The organism is Corynebacterium ulceribovis DSM 45146, assembly GCF_000372445.1.
In the GTDB taxonomy this organism is placed as follows: domain Bacteria; phylum Actinomycetota; class Actinomycetes; order Mycobacteriales; family Mycobacteriaceae; genus Corynebacterium; species Corynebacterium ulceribovis.
This window is the reverse complement of record NZ_AQUY01000001.1, coordinates 373719-390685: the sequence shown is the minus strand read 5'-3', so window position 1 is coordinate 390685 and position 16967 is coordinate 373719. Positions and strand designations below refer to the sequence as shown.

Genomic DNA, 16967 nt, shown 5'->3' with positions numbered 1-16967 from the left:
AGACACTTTCCTTGTCGGGGCCAAAAACAGGCCGGGGTTCATTTGAAAGTTCGCGGCAGGGACACAATTGCCCTTACAGCAGTTTGTACCGCATTTTGTACAAACGCGACGCTCTAAGAACTATCACTTCACAATGCGCTCACTCAGAGCCACCCTGACACAACAGATGTGAGGCATTTCACCTCCGTGATACCCCCCACTGTCAGCAAAAACTGGTTTTCGACAGCTAACAACCAGACATCGGTGTGTTAAAGTGACAAGCAATCGTAATCGTTCCGTTACCATCATTAAAAAGGAGCCCAAGAATGACGCACACCGCACGCACCACTGCGGCCCTGCGCCGTGGCCTCCCCCTCTCTGCCATTGCTGCTGCAGCCGCCTTTTTGGCCGCGTGCGGGCAGAGCCCGATGGTACTGGACACTTCTTCTACCTCCGAGTCGGTTGACTCTGAGCCAACCGCCACGGATGTGTACCCGACTGGCGAATCTAGCGCCACGGAAAAATCAACGTCGACGGAAACCCCGAGCGCATCGCCAACCCCAGAAAGCTTGGCGGAAGACCCATACTTGGCGCCAAACGCATTCATTCCGCAGCCAGGTGAGGACACTTCCTCTGAACCGACTCGAGTGGTGCCAGAAGGCCGAGTAACTGACCAGTCGCAGATTCCTGGTCTTTCTGGGTCCGAAAACACCACTTCGGACCCAACAGCGCCTGGTACCACCCAACCGGAACAGGGCGATACCTCGGAGCCGAAGCCACCAACGGACGCAGAGAAGAAGGACCCAGCTGGCGAAACCGACAAGCCTGGCGAAACCGGTGAAACCAAGCCGGGGGCAGAGACCAAGCCGGGCGCGGACCAGAAGGACCCTGAGCGCATCACCGCCCAAGCCTTGGAAAACGAGCTCAAGGTAGACAAGAAACCAACGCCAGCTGGTCCGACAGATCCAACTGACACCGCGCCCGCAGGCAGTTCCGAGCCAAAACCTGCCCAAGAACCACCGGTTCCAGCGCCAGCGCCAGAACCACAGCCGGCGCCAAAGCGCCTACCAGGCTCCTCGAGCCTGCCAGCGAGCTCGTCATGGAGCGGCTTCGGCCGCTAGGTTCTGCTCAATCGCTGGTTAAACCCGCGCGAAGAACACTCGGGTTGGCTGCTGCGCATCCTGCGCGCGCAATTCAATGTCAGATTCTGCCGCTGAGACCCACAGCGCTTCGCCTTGGGAAATCTTCAGTGCCGACGTGTCATCCTGCGCGGCCGCAGCCGACACCTCACCTTGGGTGCACAGCACCAACACTGGACCATCGTGGTTGAGCACAAATGGCTCTTCCGTCAGCGCTGCTTGGTCTAAGTAGAACTCATCCACCGGAGTGTCGTAATGCAGGTAATCATTGCCCTGCGAAGTCTGCTTGACCTGCGGCTTAATCAACGGATCACTATTCGGGGTGAAGTTAAGCACCCGCAGCAGCTCCGGCACATCCACATGCTTAGAGGTCAAACCGCCACGCAGCACATTGTCGGAGTTCGCCATAATTTCCACACCCAGGCCAGACAGGTACGCATGTAGCTGCCCTGGCCCCATAAAAATCCCCTCGCCTGGCTGCAAGGTAATCCGGTTCAGCAGCAGCACTCCCAGCACGCCAATGTCGCCCGGGTAGCGCTGCGCAATCTGTACTACCGATGCCGCCACGGTACGGATCCATTCCGGAGCTTCGCTGGCGACGACCCGCTCTGCATCAGCGACCACTTCGTTAACCAACGCGTCCACGCGGTCGCCTGGCAGATTAATCCAAGTGGTAAACAGAGCGCGCAAGCTATCAGCTTCGTCTTCCCCGTCCAGCAACACGGCATAGTGTTGCAATCCCGGGGTGCCCAAAACGTCAATAAGCTCCCTGGTTTGTGCCACCGGACGGAAACCGGCAAGGGCTTCGAACTGCGTCACCGCAACAATGAGCTCCGGCTTGTGGTTGGCGTCGCGGTAGTTGCGGTTGGGTGCATCAACGGCAATACCGGCTGCGTTTTCTGCGGCGAAACCCGCCTGAGCCTGCTCAATAGTGGGGTGCGCCTGCAATGACAGCGGCTGCTCCGCCGACAGTAACTTCAACAAAAACGGCAAGGTTTCGCCGTGTTGGGTCACCACACGCTCGCCCAAATGTTGCTTCGGATCCTGCGAAATGATGTCCAATAGGCTGCGGTCACCGACCATCGCCGAACCAGTCGGATGGGCGCCGAACCACAATTCGGCTTCGGGGCGATCCACTGGGATTTGCCGACCAGTCAGGTTAGCCAGGAGCGTGCGGGAACCCCACGGGTAGTAGCGCATTGCTCCAGTTAGCCGTTCCATGGGTCCTCAGTTCTTGTTGTCATTGAAAATCGAGCTCGAATACGGTGCCGCGCAGGCAAGCCGCGCCGCGGTCACTGCCACATCGGTGAGCAGATCCACAACCTCCGTCGTGTCACCTGCCGCCAACACCCGCGCGTAGGAAAACGCTTCCACACGCCGCTGTGTCTCCGCGTGGCCCGCGGTGGTGGTCAACACAACAGCCCTTAAAGGTAGCAAATCGAGCGGACCATCAAGCTCTGGGTCATAGAAAATATCCCCCGCCACTGGAGCAGCATAGTTCAATTCCACAGCCGCACGCTGCACCTCCGGCCATGGCGCGGCGACGCTGACCTGCCCCGACCGCAACCACGCATCCGTGGCAAAACGGGCGACCGCAGCCAACGCCGGATGCTCCCAAGTGAACACCACCCGATGATTTTCCAGACTTTCCGCCAGCTGCCGCGCCGGATTCGACGCCCCATCGCGATCTGGGGCGCATGTCGCCAACTCCTGGTCCACCAAATCCGCGACATCCCGCAGATTCGCATCTGACCCAAGTGCACTGGCCCCAACCGTCGCTAGCAACGCCAAAATGTAGCCCAGCGGAAGCAGGAAGGACCCCTCCGTCGGCAATGTCGACTCCGGCACGACGATGGTGTCCGCGCCGGCCGCAAACCGCACCGGCCCCTCATTGACACCAATCAGTACGGTTGCCGCCCCACGGTCCACGGCCGCAGCCAAGGTACGGGCCGCCTGGTGGTCACCCGGGTCGTGCGTGATGACGATTACCAAGTCAAGGGAACCGACAAACCCCGGAAGCTCCGACGCCCACACCGTGGGTGGGGCCTCAGCTTGAGTCAAGGCTATTGCACATTCGGCGGCTGCGGTGGCTGCCGCGGAACTTGGGTGGATCACAATGCTGCGCGGCGCGAAACCGAGCAGATCCGTGAACAAACCCGATGCCATGGCCGCGGCGGCGGCTCGCAGTTGCGCTCCTTCATGTGCCGCTGAAAACAGCAGCACCTGCTGACGCTCAGAAACCATACTTCCAGTGTGCCCCACTTAGCCACGGATAACGCTGAGAATCTCCTGAACAAGCGCTTCGACCTCATCCGCGGTCTCTGCTTCCACGTTAAGGCGCAGCAGTGGCTCGGTATTGGACGCGCGGACATTAAACCATGCCTTGGTGTCCTTCAGCCCCACGGTGACGCCATCAAGGTAGTCGATGCGTGCGGTGCGGGACGCAAATGCCTTCACGACCTCGTCCTGCTTCTGCTTCTGCTCTTCTGGCCCCGCCAGTCGGGTGTTGATTTCACCGGAAGCTGCGTAGCGGTTGTACTTCGCCATCATCTCGGACAGCGGTGCGTCTTGGCCACCCAAGGCGGACAGCACATGCAGCGCAGCGAGCATGCCGGAGTCTGCGTTCCAGAACTCACGGAAGTAGTAGTGCGCCGAGTGCTCGCCGCCGAATACTGCGCCGGTCTCCGCCATTTGCGCCTTGATGAAGGAATGGCCGACGCGGGTGCGCACGCCAATGCCGCCATTCTCGATAATGGTTTCTGGCACCGCTTGGGAGGTAATCAGGTTGTAGATGATGGTGGCGCCAACTTCGTCCGCCAGAGCGCGCTCAGCCACCAGTGCGCAAATAGCCGACGGGGACACTGGCTGGCCCTTTTCATCGATGACGAAGCAACGGTCGGCGTCACCGTCAAAAGCCAAGCCGATATCTGCGCCCTGCTCCACGACGAATTTCTGCAGATCGACCAGGTTCTTTGGATCCAGTGGGTTTGCTTCGTGGTTCGGGAAGGTGCCGTCCAGTTCAAAGTACAGCGGGCGGATGTCTACCGGCAGACCGTCAAGGACTGCTGGAGTAGTCATGCCAGCCATGCCGTTGCCAGCATCGACCGCAACGACCAGTGGGCGGATGTCTGCAATATCTACCAGGTTGCGCAGGTATGCGCCGTAGTCAGCGAGGACATCCTGAGAGCTGACCGTGCCCTGCTCGCCGTCGTACGCGGGGACACCGTCGACCAGCATGTCGGCGATGTCACCGAGGCCGGTGTCGCGGGAGACTGGGCGTGCTTCATCACGGCACAGCTTGATGCCGTTGTATTCGGCTGGGTTGTGGCTAGCAGTGAACATTGCGCCCGGGCAGTTGAGGGTGCCAGCTGCAAAGTAGAGTTCGTCGGTGGAAGTCAGCCCGAGCAGGACCGCGTTCAGGCCCTGGGAGCACACGCCTTCGGCGAATGCGTCAGCAAGTTCTGGGGAGGACGGGCGCATGTCGTAGCCAATAGCAACTTGCGTAGCGCCTTCACCGCGCATGATTGCTGCGAAAGCGGCACCAGTGTCGCGCACAAAGTCAGCGTCGATGCCTTCGTCGACAACGCCACGAACGTCGTAAGCCTTGATGATGGCGTCGACATCTTGCCGGTTGCGTGTAGTCACTGCCCAAACTCCTCTAGGTAAAAAAGTGAACTCCTAGAGGATAGCTGTTACAAGAACTATTCGTTCAAGTCAGCTTCGCCAGTGTCGACCACAAGACGCAGGTGCCCCTTGCCGCGATGCCGTCCGCGGTGCACTGGGTGACGGTGCTGCGCTGGTTCTTCCGCCATGGTCTTTTCCCCGGCGCGGCGGACGGCTTCTGCCAGTGCAGTGAGCTCTTCTTCTTCATCGATGGTCGGCGCTGGCGTGTACTTCAGCAGCTCCCAGCCCAGCGGCGCAGTGATGCGCTCAGCGTGGTAGGCGCAGAGGTCCCAGCTGTGGGGCTCGGCTACGGCGGCTAGTGGACCGACTACTGCGGTCGATTCCGAGTAGGCATAGGTCAAGGTGGCGACTGCGGGTTTACCGCATCCGGGACGGCTGCAACGACGAAATTCACTCACGAGGTCAAAGTCTAGACTGTTACTTGAGGTTTAGACAGGTGTCTGATTGTCGGGGTGTCGGAAAGTTTCCGGACTGTCACCGTCCTATGCTTGCTCAATATGGAAGCCTCTCGTCGCGTACACCGCCGGGGTCGCGGTATTCGTGGCCCCCTCTTTCCCCCTGAAGTCCCCAGGTGGCAGTCCCGCACCCAACAATTCGACACTGCCGTCCTGGAGGCTTACGCCCCACTGCAGCACCGCTGGGCAGAGCGACTGACGCAACTCGACGTTGCGGTCGACACCGTCCCCCGAATGCGGCTAGATTTCAACACCATTTGGCCCGACGAAGTTGTCGCACTCGGCCCCATCCCACTGGCGCGACTCGTTCCTGCCGGCGTCGATCGCTACGGCGCACCAACTCGGCCGCGCATTGTCGTGTTCCGGATGCCCATTCAGCAGCGCGCGGAAGATGCGGAGCAACTGGACCGAATTCTGCAGTATGCGCTCGGGAAATTAGTGGCTACATACTTAAATATCCCAGCAGAGGACATCTCCCCCGACTGGGATTAATACAAATAAGCGAACTAAGTAGTTAGCTAGCTAAATTCGTTAATAAATTAACCGATCTGCTTCTTCAGACGGCGACGTTCACGCTCAGACAGCCCACCCCAGATGCCAAAACGTTCGTCGTTTTCCAAGGCGAACTCCAAGCATTCGTCACGCACTCCACATGCACGGCAAATCCGCTTAGCGTCGCGAGTGGAGCCGCCCTTTTCCGGAAAAAACGCTTCCGGATCGGTCTGCGCGCACAGCGCCTGCTCCTGCCAATCCTGCTCGACTGCCTCAAACAACCCATCCAGGTCGTCGGCCCAGCCGGTCGAAATCGACTCGGCCTCCACTGCCGATCCAGCTGTCACCTCGAGACGAATACCGGTCATCCGCGCAGTGGCGTCGATGTGATCATCCATTCCGCCACCATCCTTCCCATTGCTGCTGACGTGTCCCGAACAATTACACACTTGTGATTACACACGGATAACTCGAAAGTATCAAGCTAGGCGGGGCAAATCTCATACTCCATTAAGGAGATTGGGACAACAGTAAACAGATGTGACTGATGTGACTAATGGGGGTTGCCTCTGCACCACCCGCTCTCAGCCAGAGAAAGACAGCGACGCACCGAAGGCCACTGCCCCGACGCGCCGAAAAACTACAGAGATTAGATATCCGAGCTGAACCGCACACCTGTGTCCGGAATAGTCACACCCGGCCACACTCGAACTCCGTCAATAAGCTCACAGCGGGCCCCAACCCGGGCGCCATCGCCAATAATGGCGTTACGAATGACCGCCCGCGGCCCAATATGGGCACCCTCACCAATAATGGACGCCTCAACAACAGCGCCAGGCTCAATCACTGCGCCGTCAAAGACCACTGCTGCATCCAAACGACAGCCAGCACCCACCTCAGCGCCGCGGCCGACAACCGAACCGCCGAACAGCAACGCACCAGCGCCGATTGCAGCAGAATCCTCCACCAGCGACTCACCGTTGCGGCCAGCCAGTAGCGGCGACGGCGCAATACCGCGAACCAGGTCAGAGCTACCCCGAACAAAGTCACGCGGGGTCCCCATGTCACGCCAGTAGCTCATATCCACATGGCCAAACACGCGGGCACCGTCTTCCAGCAGCTTCGGGAAGATTTCCCGCTCCACCGAAATAGCACGACCCTGCGGAATCGCTTCAATTACTTCCCGACGGAAGACATACGCACCAGCGTTAATCTGATCCGTTGGTGGGTCTTCAGTCTTCTCCAAGAACGCAGACACGCGGCCTTCGGCATCGGTTGGCACGCAACCAAACGCCCGCGGATCCGACACATGCACCAAGTGCATAGTCACGTCAGCATTATTCGACTCATGGGTCTCCAACAGCGCATTCAGGTCGGCACCGCCGAGGACATCGCCGTTGAACACCATGACAGTGTCATTGCGCAGCTTGTCGTACACATTGCGGATACCGCCGCCGGTGCCCAGCGGTTCGTCCTCTACGACGTACTCAATTTCCAGTCCGAAGTCAGCACCATTACCAAAGTGCTCTTCAAAGACCTCAGCCTTAAACGAGGTACCCAGCACGACGTGCTTAATGCCAGCGGCCTGGATACGAGCCAACAGGTGCTCCAAAAACGGCACACCTGCAGTCGGCAGCATCGGCTTCGGCTTCGACACCGTCAGCGGACGAAGGCGGGTACCTTTACCACCAACCAGAATCACCGCATCGGTACGGGACGCAATATCGGACACGGACTGCTCCTCAATCGTTTATCGAACTATTTCTCAAGTATGACAACGGCCGACGCGGAAGAAAGGTTGCCGCGCCGGGTTACAATTCCGCTACTTTGCACGCTACTTCTGCGCGGCCGTAGCTTTGCGGTGCGCACGCTTCGCGGCGGCAATCGCCAACTTCAACCGCACCTGCAGGCCCACCCACAGCACACCGCGCAACGGAGCTTGCCACCAATGCGGATGCCGATCAGCCTGATAGCGGAAAGCACTATCGTGATGCGCGCCCAAGGTGAACTCCGGATGCGCGCTCGTAGAATGGCCCTGTGCATGCGCGATCTCCGCACTAGGCACAAACACCGACTGCCAACCGGCCTTCCACATCCGGTCCCCCAAATCCACGTCCTCCATGTAAAGGAAGTAGCGCGGATCAAAGCCGTCAATGGCATCGAAAGCATCCCAGCGCACCAACAAACACGCGCCAGACAACCAACCCGACGTGCGCTCGCTATCCATATCTGCATTCTGGCGATACTTCCGCGACCACGGATTCGACTTCCAAATGTCCGCAAAAATCGCGTGCCCAATACCGCTCGCAATGTCCGGCAGTGCACGCGCTGACGGGTACACGCTCCCATCAGCTTCCCGAATCAGCGGCCCCAGCGCTCCCGCACGCGGCCAACGCTCCGCAGCGGCAATCATCGTGTCAATCGACCCCGGGCTGTACACCACGTCCGGGTTGGTAATCAGGAAAAACTCTTCATCAATCTCTCCGGTCTCCACCATTGGGCGCAGTACCGCAGCTGCCGCATTGATTGCAGCGCCGTAGCCGATATTCGACCCCGTCGACATGAGAGTCACCGAGTCCGGATGAGCAGCCGCCACCAGTTCAGGGGCGCCATCCTTGGAACCGTTATCCGCCAGAATCGTCGTTGTCGGCAATGTGGTTGCCTCGGCCAACGAATCGATGCACTTCGCCAAATGTTCACCCGGCGAATAGGTCACGGTCACTACAGCTAAACGTTTACTCACGGGGAATCACCCTACTTCCAAGGAACGACGAAGTCCGTCTCGCCACGACGGCAATGGCTCAAAACCACTGGCCAACCACGCAGAATCATCCAAAACTGACCACTTCGGCCGCGGGGCCGGTCGCGGATACTCCTCCGAGGTCACTGGCGAAATACGACGCGGATTAGCGTCAATAAGCTCAAAGGTGGCAACCGCCAAGTCGTACCAGGTCGCCACACCGGAACCCGTGGCATGGAACACACCGGGCACGCTGGCCGCAGCAAGAGCCCAGATACCGCGCGCCAAATCATCAACAAACGTGGGATTGCCGAACTGATCGTTGACCACCGAAATATCCCGCCCGCTCGCCGCCAGCCGCATCATTGTCGTCACAAAACACGGCGCATCTGGCTGCGTTGGCCCAGAAAACACCCAGGCAGTTCGCACAATGGCACTGTGCGGACACGCCGCACGCACCGCACGCTCCCCCGCCAACTTGCTCGCCCCGTACACCGTCTCCGGCACCGTCGGCGCATCCACCGGCCACGGCGACCGCGCAGCTAGGCGCTGCGTATCACTGCCAAAGACATAATCCGTCGACACCTGCACAACAAATGCGCCCTCCGCCGCGGCCCGGCGCGCCAACAACTCCGCACCCAACGCGTTGACCGCAAAAGCAATGTCGCGCTGCTCAGGCTTTTCCGCATTATCGACAGCGGTGTAAGCTGCGCAGTTAATAACTACATCCGCACCGACAAACGCGGGATGCGCCAGCACCTGCCGCTCATCGGAAATATCCACATCCGAGCGTGTGAGTTCCACCACGTTAAGGCCTGTCGGAGCAGTTCGACGCAACGCAGTTCCCAATTGCCCTGCGGCGCCAACAATGATTATGCGCATAGTTCCACTATTGTCGAAAAATAGCTTGAAGGCGATTGACCACCCCGAGGAGCAAGACTTTGTCCGAAGAATCGCGGAAACCCCGACCACGCACAGGCCGGCACAACCGCACGATTCAGTCAGCTCCGCCGCAACAACGCCGCGCGAAGCAAGCCTGGCCACTGCCCGGCCGCGCCGCACTCGGCCTGCTCAGCGTCGGACTGCTATCCCTGGCAGGCGTCGGCTACACCACCATCGGTAACAATGTCTCCGGCCTATCCAAAGGCGGCGACCTGTCCCTCGGCGAAAACAAAGACGGCTCCACCGACATCCTCCTCGTCGGTGTCGACTCCCGCGTAGACGCCCAAGGCAAACCCCTTACCCAAGCCGAAACCGACATGCTGCACGCCGGCGACGAAGAAGGCACCAACACCGACACACTCATCCTCATGCGGATTCCAAACGACGGTTCCTCCGCAACAGCTGTGTCCATCCCCCGCGACACCTACGTCGAAACCACCGACTTCGGTAACACCAAAATCAACGGTGTCTACGGCATGACCCGCTTCCAAGAAATGCAGCGCATCGCCCAAGACTCCGGTGTCGAAATTTCCGAAACCGATGCCGTCAGCTCCGACGCCGATGTCAACCGCAAAGCATCCGAGGCTGCCCGAAAAGCCCTCATTGATACTGTGCAAAACCTCACCGGCGTGACCATCGACCACTACGCCGAAGTCGGTCTGCTCGGCTTTGTGCTGGTCACCGATGCTGTCGGCGGTGTGGAAGTCTGCCTCAACGACGCCGTCAACGACCCATACTCCGGCGCCAACTTCAAAGCCGGCCGGCAGCGACTCTCCGGCGCCGAAGCCCTCAGCTTCGTCCGCCAACGCCATGGCCTGCCCCGCGGCGACCTTGACCGCATCGCCCGGCAGCAAGCATTCCTGGCCTCCATGACCGGCTCCATGCTGTCAGCAAACGTGCTGGCCAACCCGACTAAACTCAACGAACTTGGTCGCGCCGCCGAGCGCTCCGTCGTCCTCGACAACGACTGGGACCCCATCGCCTTTGCCACCCAAATGCAAAGCCTGACCGCTGGCGACGTCTCCTTCGAAACCATCCCGGTGACCTCCATGGACGGCACCGGCGACTACGGCGAATCCATCGTCACCGTCGACAAAGCCCAAGTCCAGAAGTACTTTAAGGACCTGCTGCCGGAACACATGCGTGACAGCGAAGCCCCACCGACCTCCACCACAACCACCCCACCGGCAGTCACCGAATCCGACTACACCGTGCAGGTGCTGGACGGCTCTGGCTACCCAGGTCTGGCCACCATTGTCTCCGGCGGCCTCGCCCAACTCGGTTATGCGCCTGGCCTTGCTGACATCGTCGAACAGCAACCTAAGTCGCGCGTTTTGGCTGCCCGTTCAGATGACGCCGGCGCCCAGCGAGTCGCCTACGAACTCGGTGGCCTGCCCGTGGAGGAAGACCCTTCTGTCCCAGCCGGTACCGTCAAAGTGATGCTTGCACCGGACTACAACGGCCCAGGCATCAACGGCACCTTCACCCCAATCGGGCAAACACCGGAACCTTCCGCGGACGGCACGACGAACACACCAGCTAACCCTGCTGATGTCGTCGGCACCCAAGGTAGCCCCGTGGAAAAGTCCGACGTGCCGGAGAAGATTGTTGCGGATCAAAATGGTCCGCGGTGCGTTAACTAGATAGGAGCCTCCAGCCATGTCGCTTTTTGACGATTTGTTGACGGCGGACGCAGCTGCGCCCCGCTTGACCTGCTACGACGAAGTGACCGGGGGCCGCACCGAGCTCTCTGGTGCAACGCTGGAGAACTGGGCTGCAAAAATCGCGAACCTACTACGCACCGACTGCGGTCTTGCCCCTGGCGATGCCATTGCCGTGGACTTGCCGGTGATCTGGCAGGCAGGCTGCCTGCTGGTTGGCGCGTGGCGAGCAGAGATTGAGGTGCTGCCGGTGCTGCCAGAAGATTTCGCCGCTGGCGCCGCAGGTGCTGGTGCTGGTACTGGTGCCGGGGCCGCACCGCAATGGGTATTCACGACCGTCGAAAAGCTGGACGCTTGGGAAGAAGCCGTCCCAGGTGTGGAAGTTGCGGTGCTCACCGATGATGCTTTCGGTCGTGGGGTTGCCGAATGCGGCGGCGAAGTTCCGTTTGGTGTCATGGACTTTGCACCCGACGTGCGGATTCAGCCAGATGCCTACTTCGGCGGTAAGCCGAACACCGCGCGATCCCTGGTGCCAGGCATGTCGGAGGCTGAGCTCGCCCACACCGTCGAAAAGCAAAAAACCAGCTCCGAGGTGGAGCTGGTTAATGGTGCCCGTCTGCTGTCGTCGGGTTGGTTGGATGCAGACGGCCGCTTTAGTCCGTCCGCGTGGTTGGCAACTGTGGCGGCGCCATGGGCTGTGGGCGGTTCGGCAGTTGTAGTGCGAGCCGGTTCAGCACCACGGTTGGCGCACTTGGCTGACGTGGAAAAGGCACAGCTGTTAGGTTAACGCTTGGCCGCCCTAGGCCAGCACGTCCCGACGGGTGTGCAACGCCCAACCTGCGGCGATGAACGCGGCTAGGATTGCGGCCAGCACGCCGAACATCTGAGCTGGGGAGTGCAGCGGTTCGTTACCAATAATCCAGCCCGGCAGCTGACTCGTGGTCAAACCGTATGGCGCCCAGGTGGCCAGCTCCGCGAAGAACTTCACTGGCAGCACCCCCATCATGGTTTCGGCGACGGTAATCCACAGCAGTGGCAGCGTGACGGCCATGGCAACGCCACGGAAAATGAAGCCGGTGGCCACACCAATAGCGTTCCAGAACAGTGCCGAACCGAGCATGAGGCCGGCCATTGGCAGGAATTTATCGCCGAGCTCCAGACCAGCTGGGTTGAAGTTGGAGACGCCGATCGCAAGGCCGAGGCCTACTACGTAGTTGATGGCGATGAATAGCCAGTTCGCCACAACGCGGGCGACTAAGGACGTCCAGCGGTGGCGCTGCACCAGGAAGCTGAGTGCGGTGGAGCCGTGGCGGATTTCGCTGGCGGTACTCGCAGCACCGAAAATCACGGCAATCGGCAGGAAGAACATCGAGCCAATGAACAGTTCGCTGATGCCGATTGGTGCATTGACTTCGCTGGCGAAGAACACGACCAACAGCGTCATCGGGCCGTAGAAGGTGCCGGTGAGCAAAATGGCGTAGATGAGCGAGGAACGCAGGGACAGAATGCGGATGAGTTCGGATTTCAATGCGGCAAACATTGTGGGGACCTTTCGGGAAGTTGTGTGATTAAACGGTGTGGTAGACGGTTTCTTTATCCGTCGCGGCGAGGTAGGCATCTTCCAGCGAAGTGCGGTCCTCTGACAGGTGGGTGACCAGCAGGTCCAATTCCCGGGCGATAACCGCAATGGTCTTGGTGTTCTTGATTGGTCCGTCGAGCTGCACCTTGAGGCCAAGCTCGCTGGAAATGACTGGCACATTCAGGTTCTGCAGGTGGCTGACCAGTTTGGCGTCGTTGTCGGTGTGAATCCGGATGCTCTGCCCGGCGCCATTGATGAACTCGTCGAGGGATGCTTCCTTGATCAGTTTGCCGCGGCCAATGACCACCAGCCGGTCCGCAATCATCTGCATTTCCGACAGCAGGTGCGAGGACACCAGCACTGCCTTGCCATCATTCGCCGCCTGGCGCAGCACATCGCGCATCCAGTGCACACCTTCTGGATCCAGGCCGTTGACCGGTTCATCCAGCACCAAGTTCTGCGGGTTACCCAGCAGTGCGGTCGCAAGACCCAAGCGCTGCTTCATGCCGAGGGAAAAGCCACCCACACGCTTATTGACGACGGAGCTGAGGCCAACCATCTCCAAGCACTCATCGGCACGGGCGGATGGCAGCCCAGCGGCAGCTGCCACTGCGCGGACGTGGCCGTGGGCGGTACGACCGGGGTGGAACCAGGTGGAGTCCAGCAGAGCACCGACAGTGGTGGCGGGCTGAACGGAGGCAGACAGCGGGCCACCGTCAACAGTGACGGTGCCACTGGTCATGCGGTCCAGACCGAGCATGCAGCGCATGGTGGTGGACTTGCCGGCACCATTCGGCCCGAGGAAGCCGGTGATGGCACCGTCCGGGACGGTGAAGCTGAGGTTGTCGACTGCAGTATGGTTGCCATACTTCTTGGTGAGGTTTTCTACGTTGAACATGCTTTAAGCTTCGCGTGTTCAACGGCCCATTCCATCGGGCTTATGGATGAACTGACTTAATCATCCCTCAGGATGATCGTCTCATCCCTCGGCCAATGCTCCAGCGAGCAGTTAGCCCTCCAGCAATTCATCCGGCGAGACATACCCATTGCGGAAAGCAAAGACCACTGCTTGGACGCGGTCCCTGGAGCCGGTTTTCGCCAGTATGTGGGAGACGTGCGTCTTCACCGTCGGCAAGGAAATGAAGAGGTCGGAGGCGATTTCGGCATTGGAACGGCCGCGGGCCACAAGCTCCAAGATTTCAGTTTCGCGCTCAGTGAGTGGGTCCGCCAGCTCAGTTCGTTGCACCGATTGTGGGCCTGAGTCTGTGCCTGCGGCGACGCCATTCTGGCCGTCAAGAAGCGGACGAACGGTACGCAACAACCGGGCGGTGGAGGCAGCAGCAAGCACTGACTCCCCGGAATGGACGGTGCGGATTGCGCTGAGCAGTTCCTCGGGTTGAGCGTCCTTGAGCAGGAAACCGGAGGCCCCAGCGGCGATGGCGTCGACCAAATACTGGTCATTGTCGAAGGTGGTCAGGACAACGACGCGGGTGTCCGGATGCTCAGCGACAATGCTGCGGGTGGCGGTGATTCCGTCGGTGCCGGGCATCTGCACATCCATCAGAATCAGGTCAACCGGGGACGCGCTTTGCTGCGCAATCGCTTCGCCACCATCGGAGGCTTGCCATGCGACCGACATGTCGTCCTGGCTATCGATGACCATGCCGAAACCGGCACGGACCAGCATTTGGTCGTCGACAAGGGCAACAGTAATGGTCACGGGAAGCCTTTCAGAGCGGGTGGCGGGCGGGAGCTAAGTCGGGAACTAGATGCAGTGTAACTATTTCTTGTGTGACGCTGGGGTGCTACTTTTTCGCGGCAAGGTTGCGGTCACGGTGTAGCCGACCACGGTATTGATGTCCAAAGTGCCGTCGTGCAGTTTCACGCGCTCGCGCATGCCGGTAATGCCCCGCTGCGCTCCCGGTGGCGGCATTTTTGGCCGGTAAAGCGGCGACTCATTGTGAATCCGCGCAGTCACGGCATCATCCGACCAAGTCAACGTGACAGTGGTGCGAACATTGCCAGCATGTTTAATCACATTGGTCAGCGATTCCTGAATGATGCGGTAGATGGTCAACTGCGCCGCTTCGGATAGTTCAAAGGCCTCGCCCTCAGCGGTGTAGGTCAGCTGCAAACCGGTGGCCTGAGTATCGGAAATCAACCGCGGAATCGCCGAGATACCCGGTGGCGACTGGCGCTCGCGGACCAGCTCTGTCCCTTCTTCATCGCGGAGCACCGACAGAATCGAGCGCATCTCTTCCAGGGATTGCCGCGCCGACTGGCCAATTGTTTCCAACGCCGCAATTGCCTTTTCCGGGTCCTTCTTACCGGCGTAGCGGCCGCCATCGGACTGGGCGATAATCCCGGACAGCGAATGCGCCACAATGTCGTGCATTTCGCGGGCGATGCGGGTGCGCTCGGCGTAGGTGGCGAAAAGAGCGCGCTCTTCCAGCTCCTGTAGTTCGAGGTCATTGCGGCGTTTATTGGCCCCCCAGAGCCAGAAGAAACCTTGCATGACCAGCGAGACAACGATGATGATTGCGCGCATAATCAGCGGTTCGTTATTCCACATGTACAGCGGGCGCAGCAGCACCGCCAGCGAAATACCCGCGACCAGTGCCGGCCAGGCCCACATCCGCCACGGGGGCGACAGGAACCGGCCAAGGTGCGCGACCACTGCGCAGGTAAAGATGAAGGCCGACTGGGTAGTTGGAAATGCCAGGAGGTGCAACAACAGCAGCCCTGGACCAGCGATAACCCCGATTTTTGGCCAAGTGCGAAAGGTGGCGATGACTAGCCCTGCGGCGACGATCCAGATTGCCAAGAGGGTCCGTTGCCACTCGTGCCAGCGGGAAAGCAGGTCCGCATTAGCCATCTGATCGGCGAAGAATTCTTCGCTCACACCGAAGTCTGTGTTGTAGGCGAGGAAGGACAAGGCCAAGCCAATGAGTGCGTCCACCAGCAGATGCGGATGTGCTCGCATCCAGGTGGTTACCTTCGCGGATAAGTCATCGAACTTCACGGCCATGTGTTTATACGTTAGGGCGCACCCGACTTCGACGCATCATCCCGGCGGATGAAAACTGACTGGTACCGTAAGTGGCATCACAGTGCACAACCCCGGTGGAGGATTTCACATGGCAACCGTCAATTTCAAAGATGTTTCGCTGACCTATCCGGGGGCGAGCAAACCGACGGTAACCAACCTCAATCTCGACATTGCCGACGGCGAGTTCCTCGTGCTGGTCGGCCCCTCCGGCTGCGGTAAGTCGACGGTGCTGCGGATGCTCGCCGGTCTGCAGGAAGTAACCTCCGGAGCCATCCACATCGGCGACAAGGACGTCACCGACTTGGAGCCGAAAGCCCGCGACATTGCCATGGTGTTCCAGGACTACGCGCTCTACCCGCATATGTCGGTGCGCGAAAACATGAGCTTCCCGCTGCAGCTAGCGAATACACCGAAAGCCGAAATGAAAGAACGCGTCGAGCAGGTAGCGGACCTGCTGGACCTCTCCCCTTACCTGGATCGTAAGCCGAAGGATCTGTCCGGTGGTCAGCGGCAACGCGTCGCCATGGGTCGGGCCATTGTCCGCCACCCGCAGGTGTTCCTCATGGATGAACCCCTGTCGAACTTGGACGCGAAGCTGCGTGTGCAGACCCGCGCCCACATTGCGCAACTGCAGCGCGAATTGGGCGTGACCACGGTGTATGTCACCCACGATCAGGTCGAGGCGATGACGATGGGCGACCGCGTCGCTGTCCTGAATTTCGGCGACCTTCAACAAGTCGCCGCACCGAAAGAACTGTACGAACGACCAGCAAACGCCTTCGTTGCAGGTTTCATTGGGTCACCGTCCATGAACCTGCTGCCAGCGACCGTGTCCGGGCGCACTGCGCTTATTGACGGTTACCAAGTTGAGCTAGCAGGAGTTCCATCGGAACGGCTCGAAGGCCGTAGCAACATCACAGTGGGAGTGCGACCAGAAGGCGTAAAACTCACCGACAACCCGCAAGCTTTGGCAGCAGAAGTGGTCATCGTCGAAGAGCTCGGCGCAGACTCCTATGTTTACGCCCGGGTGCCGGAACTCAGCATTGAAGAACCGGTAGTGTGCCGCCTCGGAGATGCACCAACGCCAGACAAAGGGCAGCAAGTGCGCCTGGAGATTGACCCACAGCATATTCACGCTTTCGACCCGGACAGCGGAGTGCGGCTGAACGCAGATTAAGGCGACTGTGGTCTAGGCGTGGCTACACCCGGATTGGATATTTTGAACACAAAAGCAGTTAGCCGTCACT

The 16967-nt window shown here is 59.8% G+C and carries 17 protein-coding genes; 5 read left to right on the top strand and 12 right to left on the bottom strand.

Features of this window, described 5'->3' with window-relative positions:
- Window positions 1–305: 305 nt before the first annotated feature.
- A complete protein-coding gene (locus A3EC_RS0101830) occupies window positions 306–1100 on the top strand; it encodes a hypothetical protein (RefSeq protein ID WP_018023454.1) in 795 nt (264 codons plus the stop codon).
- 18 nt (window positions 1101–1118) lie between these two features.
- Here A3EC_RS0101830 and manA read toward each other — a convergent pair whose 3' ends face one another.
- From manA to A3EC_RS0101810, 4 genes are read right to left on the bottom strand one after another with little or no spacing between them, the layout of a single operon-like run.
- A complete protein-coding gene (gene manA, locus A3EC_RS0101825; RefSeq protein WP_026162085.1) occupies window positions 1119–2339 on the bottom strand; it encodes a mannose-6-phosphate isomerase, class I in 1221 nt (406 codons plus the stop codon).
- Between the two features lie 6 nt (window positions 2340–2345).
- The gene (locus A3EC_RS11020; RefSeq protein ID WP_018023452.1) at window positions 2346–3362 is read right to left on the bottom strand and encodes a hypothetical protein; all 1017 of its coding nucleotides are present in this window, start codon (window positions 3360–3362) and stop codon (window positions 2346–2348) included.
- An 18-nt stretch (window positions 3363–3380) separates the two neighbouring features.
- A complete protein-coding gene (locus A3EC_RS0101815) occupies window positions 3381–4763 on the bottom strand; it encodes a phosphomannomutase/phosphoglucomutase (protein WP_018023451.1) in 1383 nt (460 codons plus the stop codon).
- A gap of 56 nt (window positions 4764–4819) precedes the next feature.
- Window positions 4820–5200: a DUF3499 domain-containing protein gene (locus A3EC_RS0101810; protein ID WP_026162084.1), complete on the bottom strand. Its 381-nt coding sequence runs from the start codon at window positions 5198–5200 to the stop codon at window positions 4820–4822.
- Between the two features lie 99 nt (window positions 5201–5299).
- Between A3EC_RS0101810 and A3EC_RS0101805 the strand changes: the two genes are divergently transcribed.
- Complete coding sequence (locus tag A3EC_RS0101805; protein WP_026162083.1) at window positions 5300–5749, top strand: metallopeptidase family protein; 450 nt, start codon at window positions 5300–5302, stop codon at window positions 5747–5749.
- A gap of 47 nt (window positions 5750–5796) precedes the next feature.
- On the opposite strand, the gene A3EC_RS11015 is transcribed toward A3EC_RS0101805, so the two are convergent.
- From A3EC_RS11015 to rfbD, 4 genes are all read right to left on the bottom strand, one after another.
- Window positions 5797–6147: a WhiB family transcriptional regulator gene (locus A3EC_RS11015; protein WP_018023448.1), complete on the bottom strand. Its 351-nt coding sequence runs from the start codon at window positions 6145–6147 to the stop codon at window positions 5797–5799.
- A 251-nt stretch (window positions 6148–6398) separates the two neighbouring features.
- Window positions 6399–7481, bottom strand: a complete 1083-nt coding sequence (gene manB, locus A3EC_RS0101795; protein ID WP_018023447.1) for a mannose-1-phosphate guanylyltransferase — start codon at window positions 7479–7481, stop codon at window positions 6399–6401.
- A gap of 102 nt (window positions 7482–7583) precedes the next feature.
- Window positions 7584–8492, bottom strand: a complete 909-nt coding sequence (locus A3EC_RS0101790; RefSeq protein WP_018023446.1) for a glycosyltransferase family 2 protein — start codon at window positions 8490–8492, stop codon at window positions 7584–7586.
- A gap of 6 nt (window positions 8493–8498) precedes the next feature.
- The gene (gene rfbD / locus A3EC_RS0101785; protein ID WP_018023445.1) at window positions 8499–9371 is read right to left on the bottom strand and encodes a dTDP-4-dehydrorhamnose reductase; all 873 of its coding nucleotides are present in this window, start codon (window positions 9369–9371) and stop codon (window positions 8499–8501) included.
- Between the two features lie 59 nt (window positions 9372–9430).
- Here rfbD and A3EC_RS0101780 point away from each other — a divergent pair, with 59 nt between their 5' ends.
- Both A3EC_RS0101780 and A3EC_RS0101775 read left to right on the top strand, forming a co-directional pair.
- Window positions 9431–11074, top strand: a complete 1644-nt coding sequence (locus tag A3EC_RS0101780) for an LCP family protein (RefSeq protein ID WP_018023444.1) — start codon at window positions 9431–9433, stop codon at window positions 11072–11074.
- A 16-nt stretch (window positions 11075–11090) separates the two neighbouring features.
- The gene (locus tag A3EC_RS0101775) at window positions 11091–11879 is read left to right on the top strand and encodes a TIGR03089 family protein (RefSeq protein ID WP_018023443.1); all 789 of its coding nucleotides are present in this window, start codon (window positions 11091–11093) and stop codon (window positions 11877–11879) included.
- 12 nt (window positions 11880–11891) lie between these two features.
- On the opposite strand, the gene A3EC_RS0101770 is transcribed toward A3EC_RS0101775, so the two are convergent.
- The 4 genes from A3EC_RS0101770 to A3EC_RS12320 all read right to left on the bottom strand — a co-directional run bounded on the left by A3EC_RS0101770 (window position 11892) and on the right by A3EC_RS12320 (window position 15699).
- Window positions 11892–12632 carry an ABC transporter permease gene (locus A3EC_RS0101770; RefSeq protein WP_018023442.1) on the bottom strand — a complete coding sequence of 247 codons (741 nt, stop codon included), beginning with the start codon at window positions 12630–12632 and terminating at the stop codon, window positions 11892–11894.
- A 28-nt stretch (window positions 12633–12660) separates the two neighbouring features.
- Window positions 12661–13569 (bottom strand): ABC transporter ATP-binding protein, encoded by a 909-nt coding sequence (locus A3EC_RS0101765; protein ID WP_018023441.1) that lies wholly within the window; start codon window positions 13567–13569, stop codon window positions 12661–12663.
- A 111-nt stretch (window positions 13570–13680) separates the two neighbouring features.
- Window positions 13681–14391: a response regulator gene (locus A3EC_RS0101760; protein WP_018023440.1), complete on the bottom strand. Its 711-nt coding sequence runs from the start codon at window positions 14389–14391 to the stop codon at window positions 13681–13683.
- A 60-nt stretch (window positions 14392–14451) separates the two neighbouring features.
- On the bottom strand, window positions 14452–15699 hold the full coding sequence (locus A3EC_RS12320) for a sensor histidine kinase (protein ID WP_018023439.1): 1248 nt from the start codon (window positions 15697–15699) through the stop codon (window positions 14452–14454).
- Between the two features lie 109 nt (window positions 15700–15808).
- Between A3EC_RS12320 and A3EC_RS0101750 the strand changes: the two genes are divergently transcribed.
- On the top strand, window positions 15809–16897 hold the full coding sequence (locus A3EC_RS0101750; RefSeq protein ID WP_018023438.1) for an ABC transporter ATP-binding protein: 1089 nt from the start codon (window positions 15809–15811) through the stop codon (window positions 16895–16897).
- The last annotated feature ends 70 nt before the right edge of the window (window positions 16898–16967 follow it).

Excerpts from the sequence above, each read along its gene's own strand:
- A3EC_RS0101830 (WP_018023454.1), top strand. The coding sequence starts at position 306 with ATGACGCACACCGCACGCACCACTGCGGCCCTGCGCCGTGGCCTCCCC.
- manA (WP_026162085.1), bottom strand. The coding sequence starts at position 2,339 with ATGGAACGGCTAACTGGAGCAATGCGCTACTACCCGTGGGGTTCCCGC.
- A3EC_RS11020 (WP_018023452.1), bottom strand. The coding sequence starts at position 3,362 with ATGGTTTCTGAGCGTCAGCAGGTGCTGCTGTTTTCAGCGGCACATGAA.
- A3EC_RS0101805 (WP_026162083.1), top strand. The coding sequence starts at position 5,300 with ATGGAAGCCTCTCGTCGCGTACACCGCCGGGGTCGCGGTATTCGTGGC.
- A3EC_RS11015 (WP_018023448.1), bottom strand. The coding sequence starts at position 6,147 with ATGGATGATCACATCGACGCCACTGCGCGGATGACCGGTATTCGTCTC.
- rfbD (WP_018023445.1), bottom strand. The coding sequence starts at position 9,371 with ATGCGCATAATCATTGTTGGCGCCGCAGGGCAATTGGGAACTGCGTTG.
- A3EC_RS0101775 (WP_018023443.1), top strand. The coding sequence starts at position 11,091 with ATGTCGCTTTTTGACGATTTGTTGACGGCGGACGCAGCTGCGCCCCGC.
- A3EC_RS0101770 (WP_018023442.1), bottom strand. The coding sequence starts at position 12,632 with ATGTTTGCCGCATTGAAATCCGAACTCATCCGCATTCTGTCCCTGCGT.
- A3EC_RS0101765 (WP_018023441.1), bottom strand. The coding sequence starts at position 13,569 with ATGTTCAACGTAGAAAACCTCACCAAGAAGTATGGCAACCATACTGCA.
- A3EC_RS12320 (WP_018023439.1), bottom strand. The coding sequence starts at position 15,699 with ATGGCCGTGAAGTTCGATGACTTATCCGCGAAGGTAACCACCTGGATG.
- A3EC_RS0101750 (WP_018023438.1), top strand. The coding sequence starts at position 15,809 with ATGGCAACCGTCAATTTCAAAGATGTTTCGCTGACCTATCCGGGGGCG.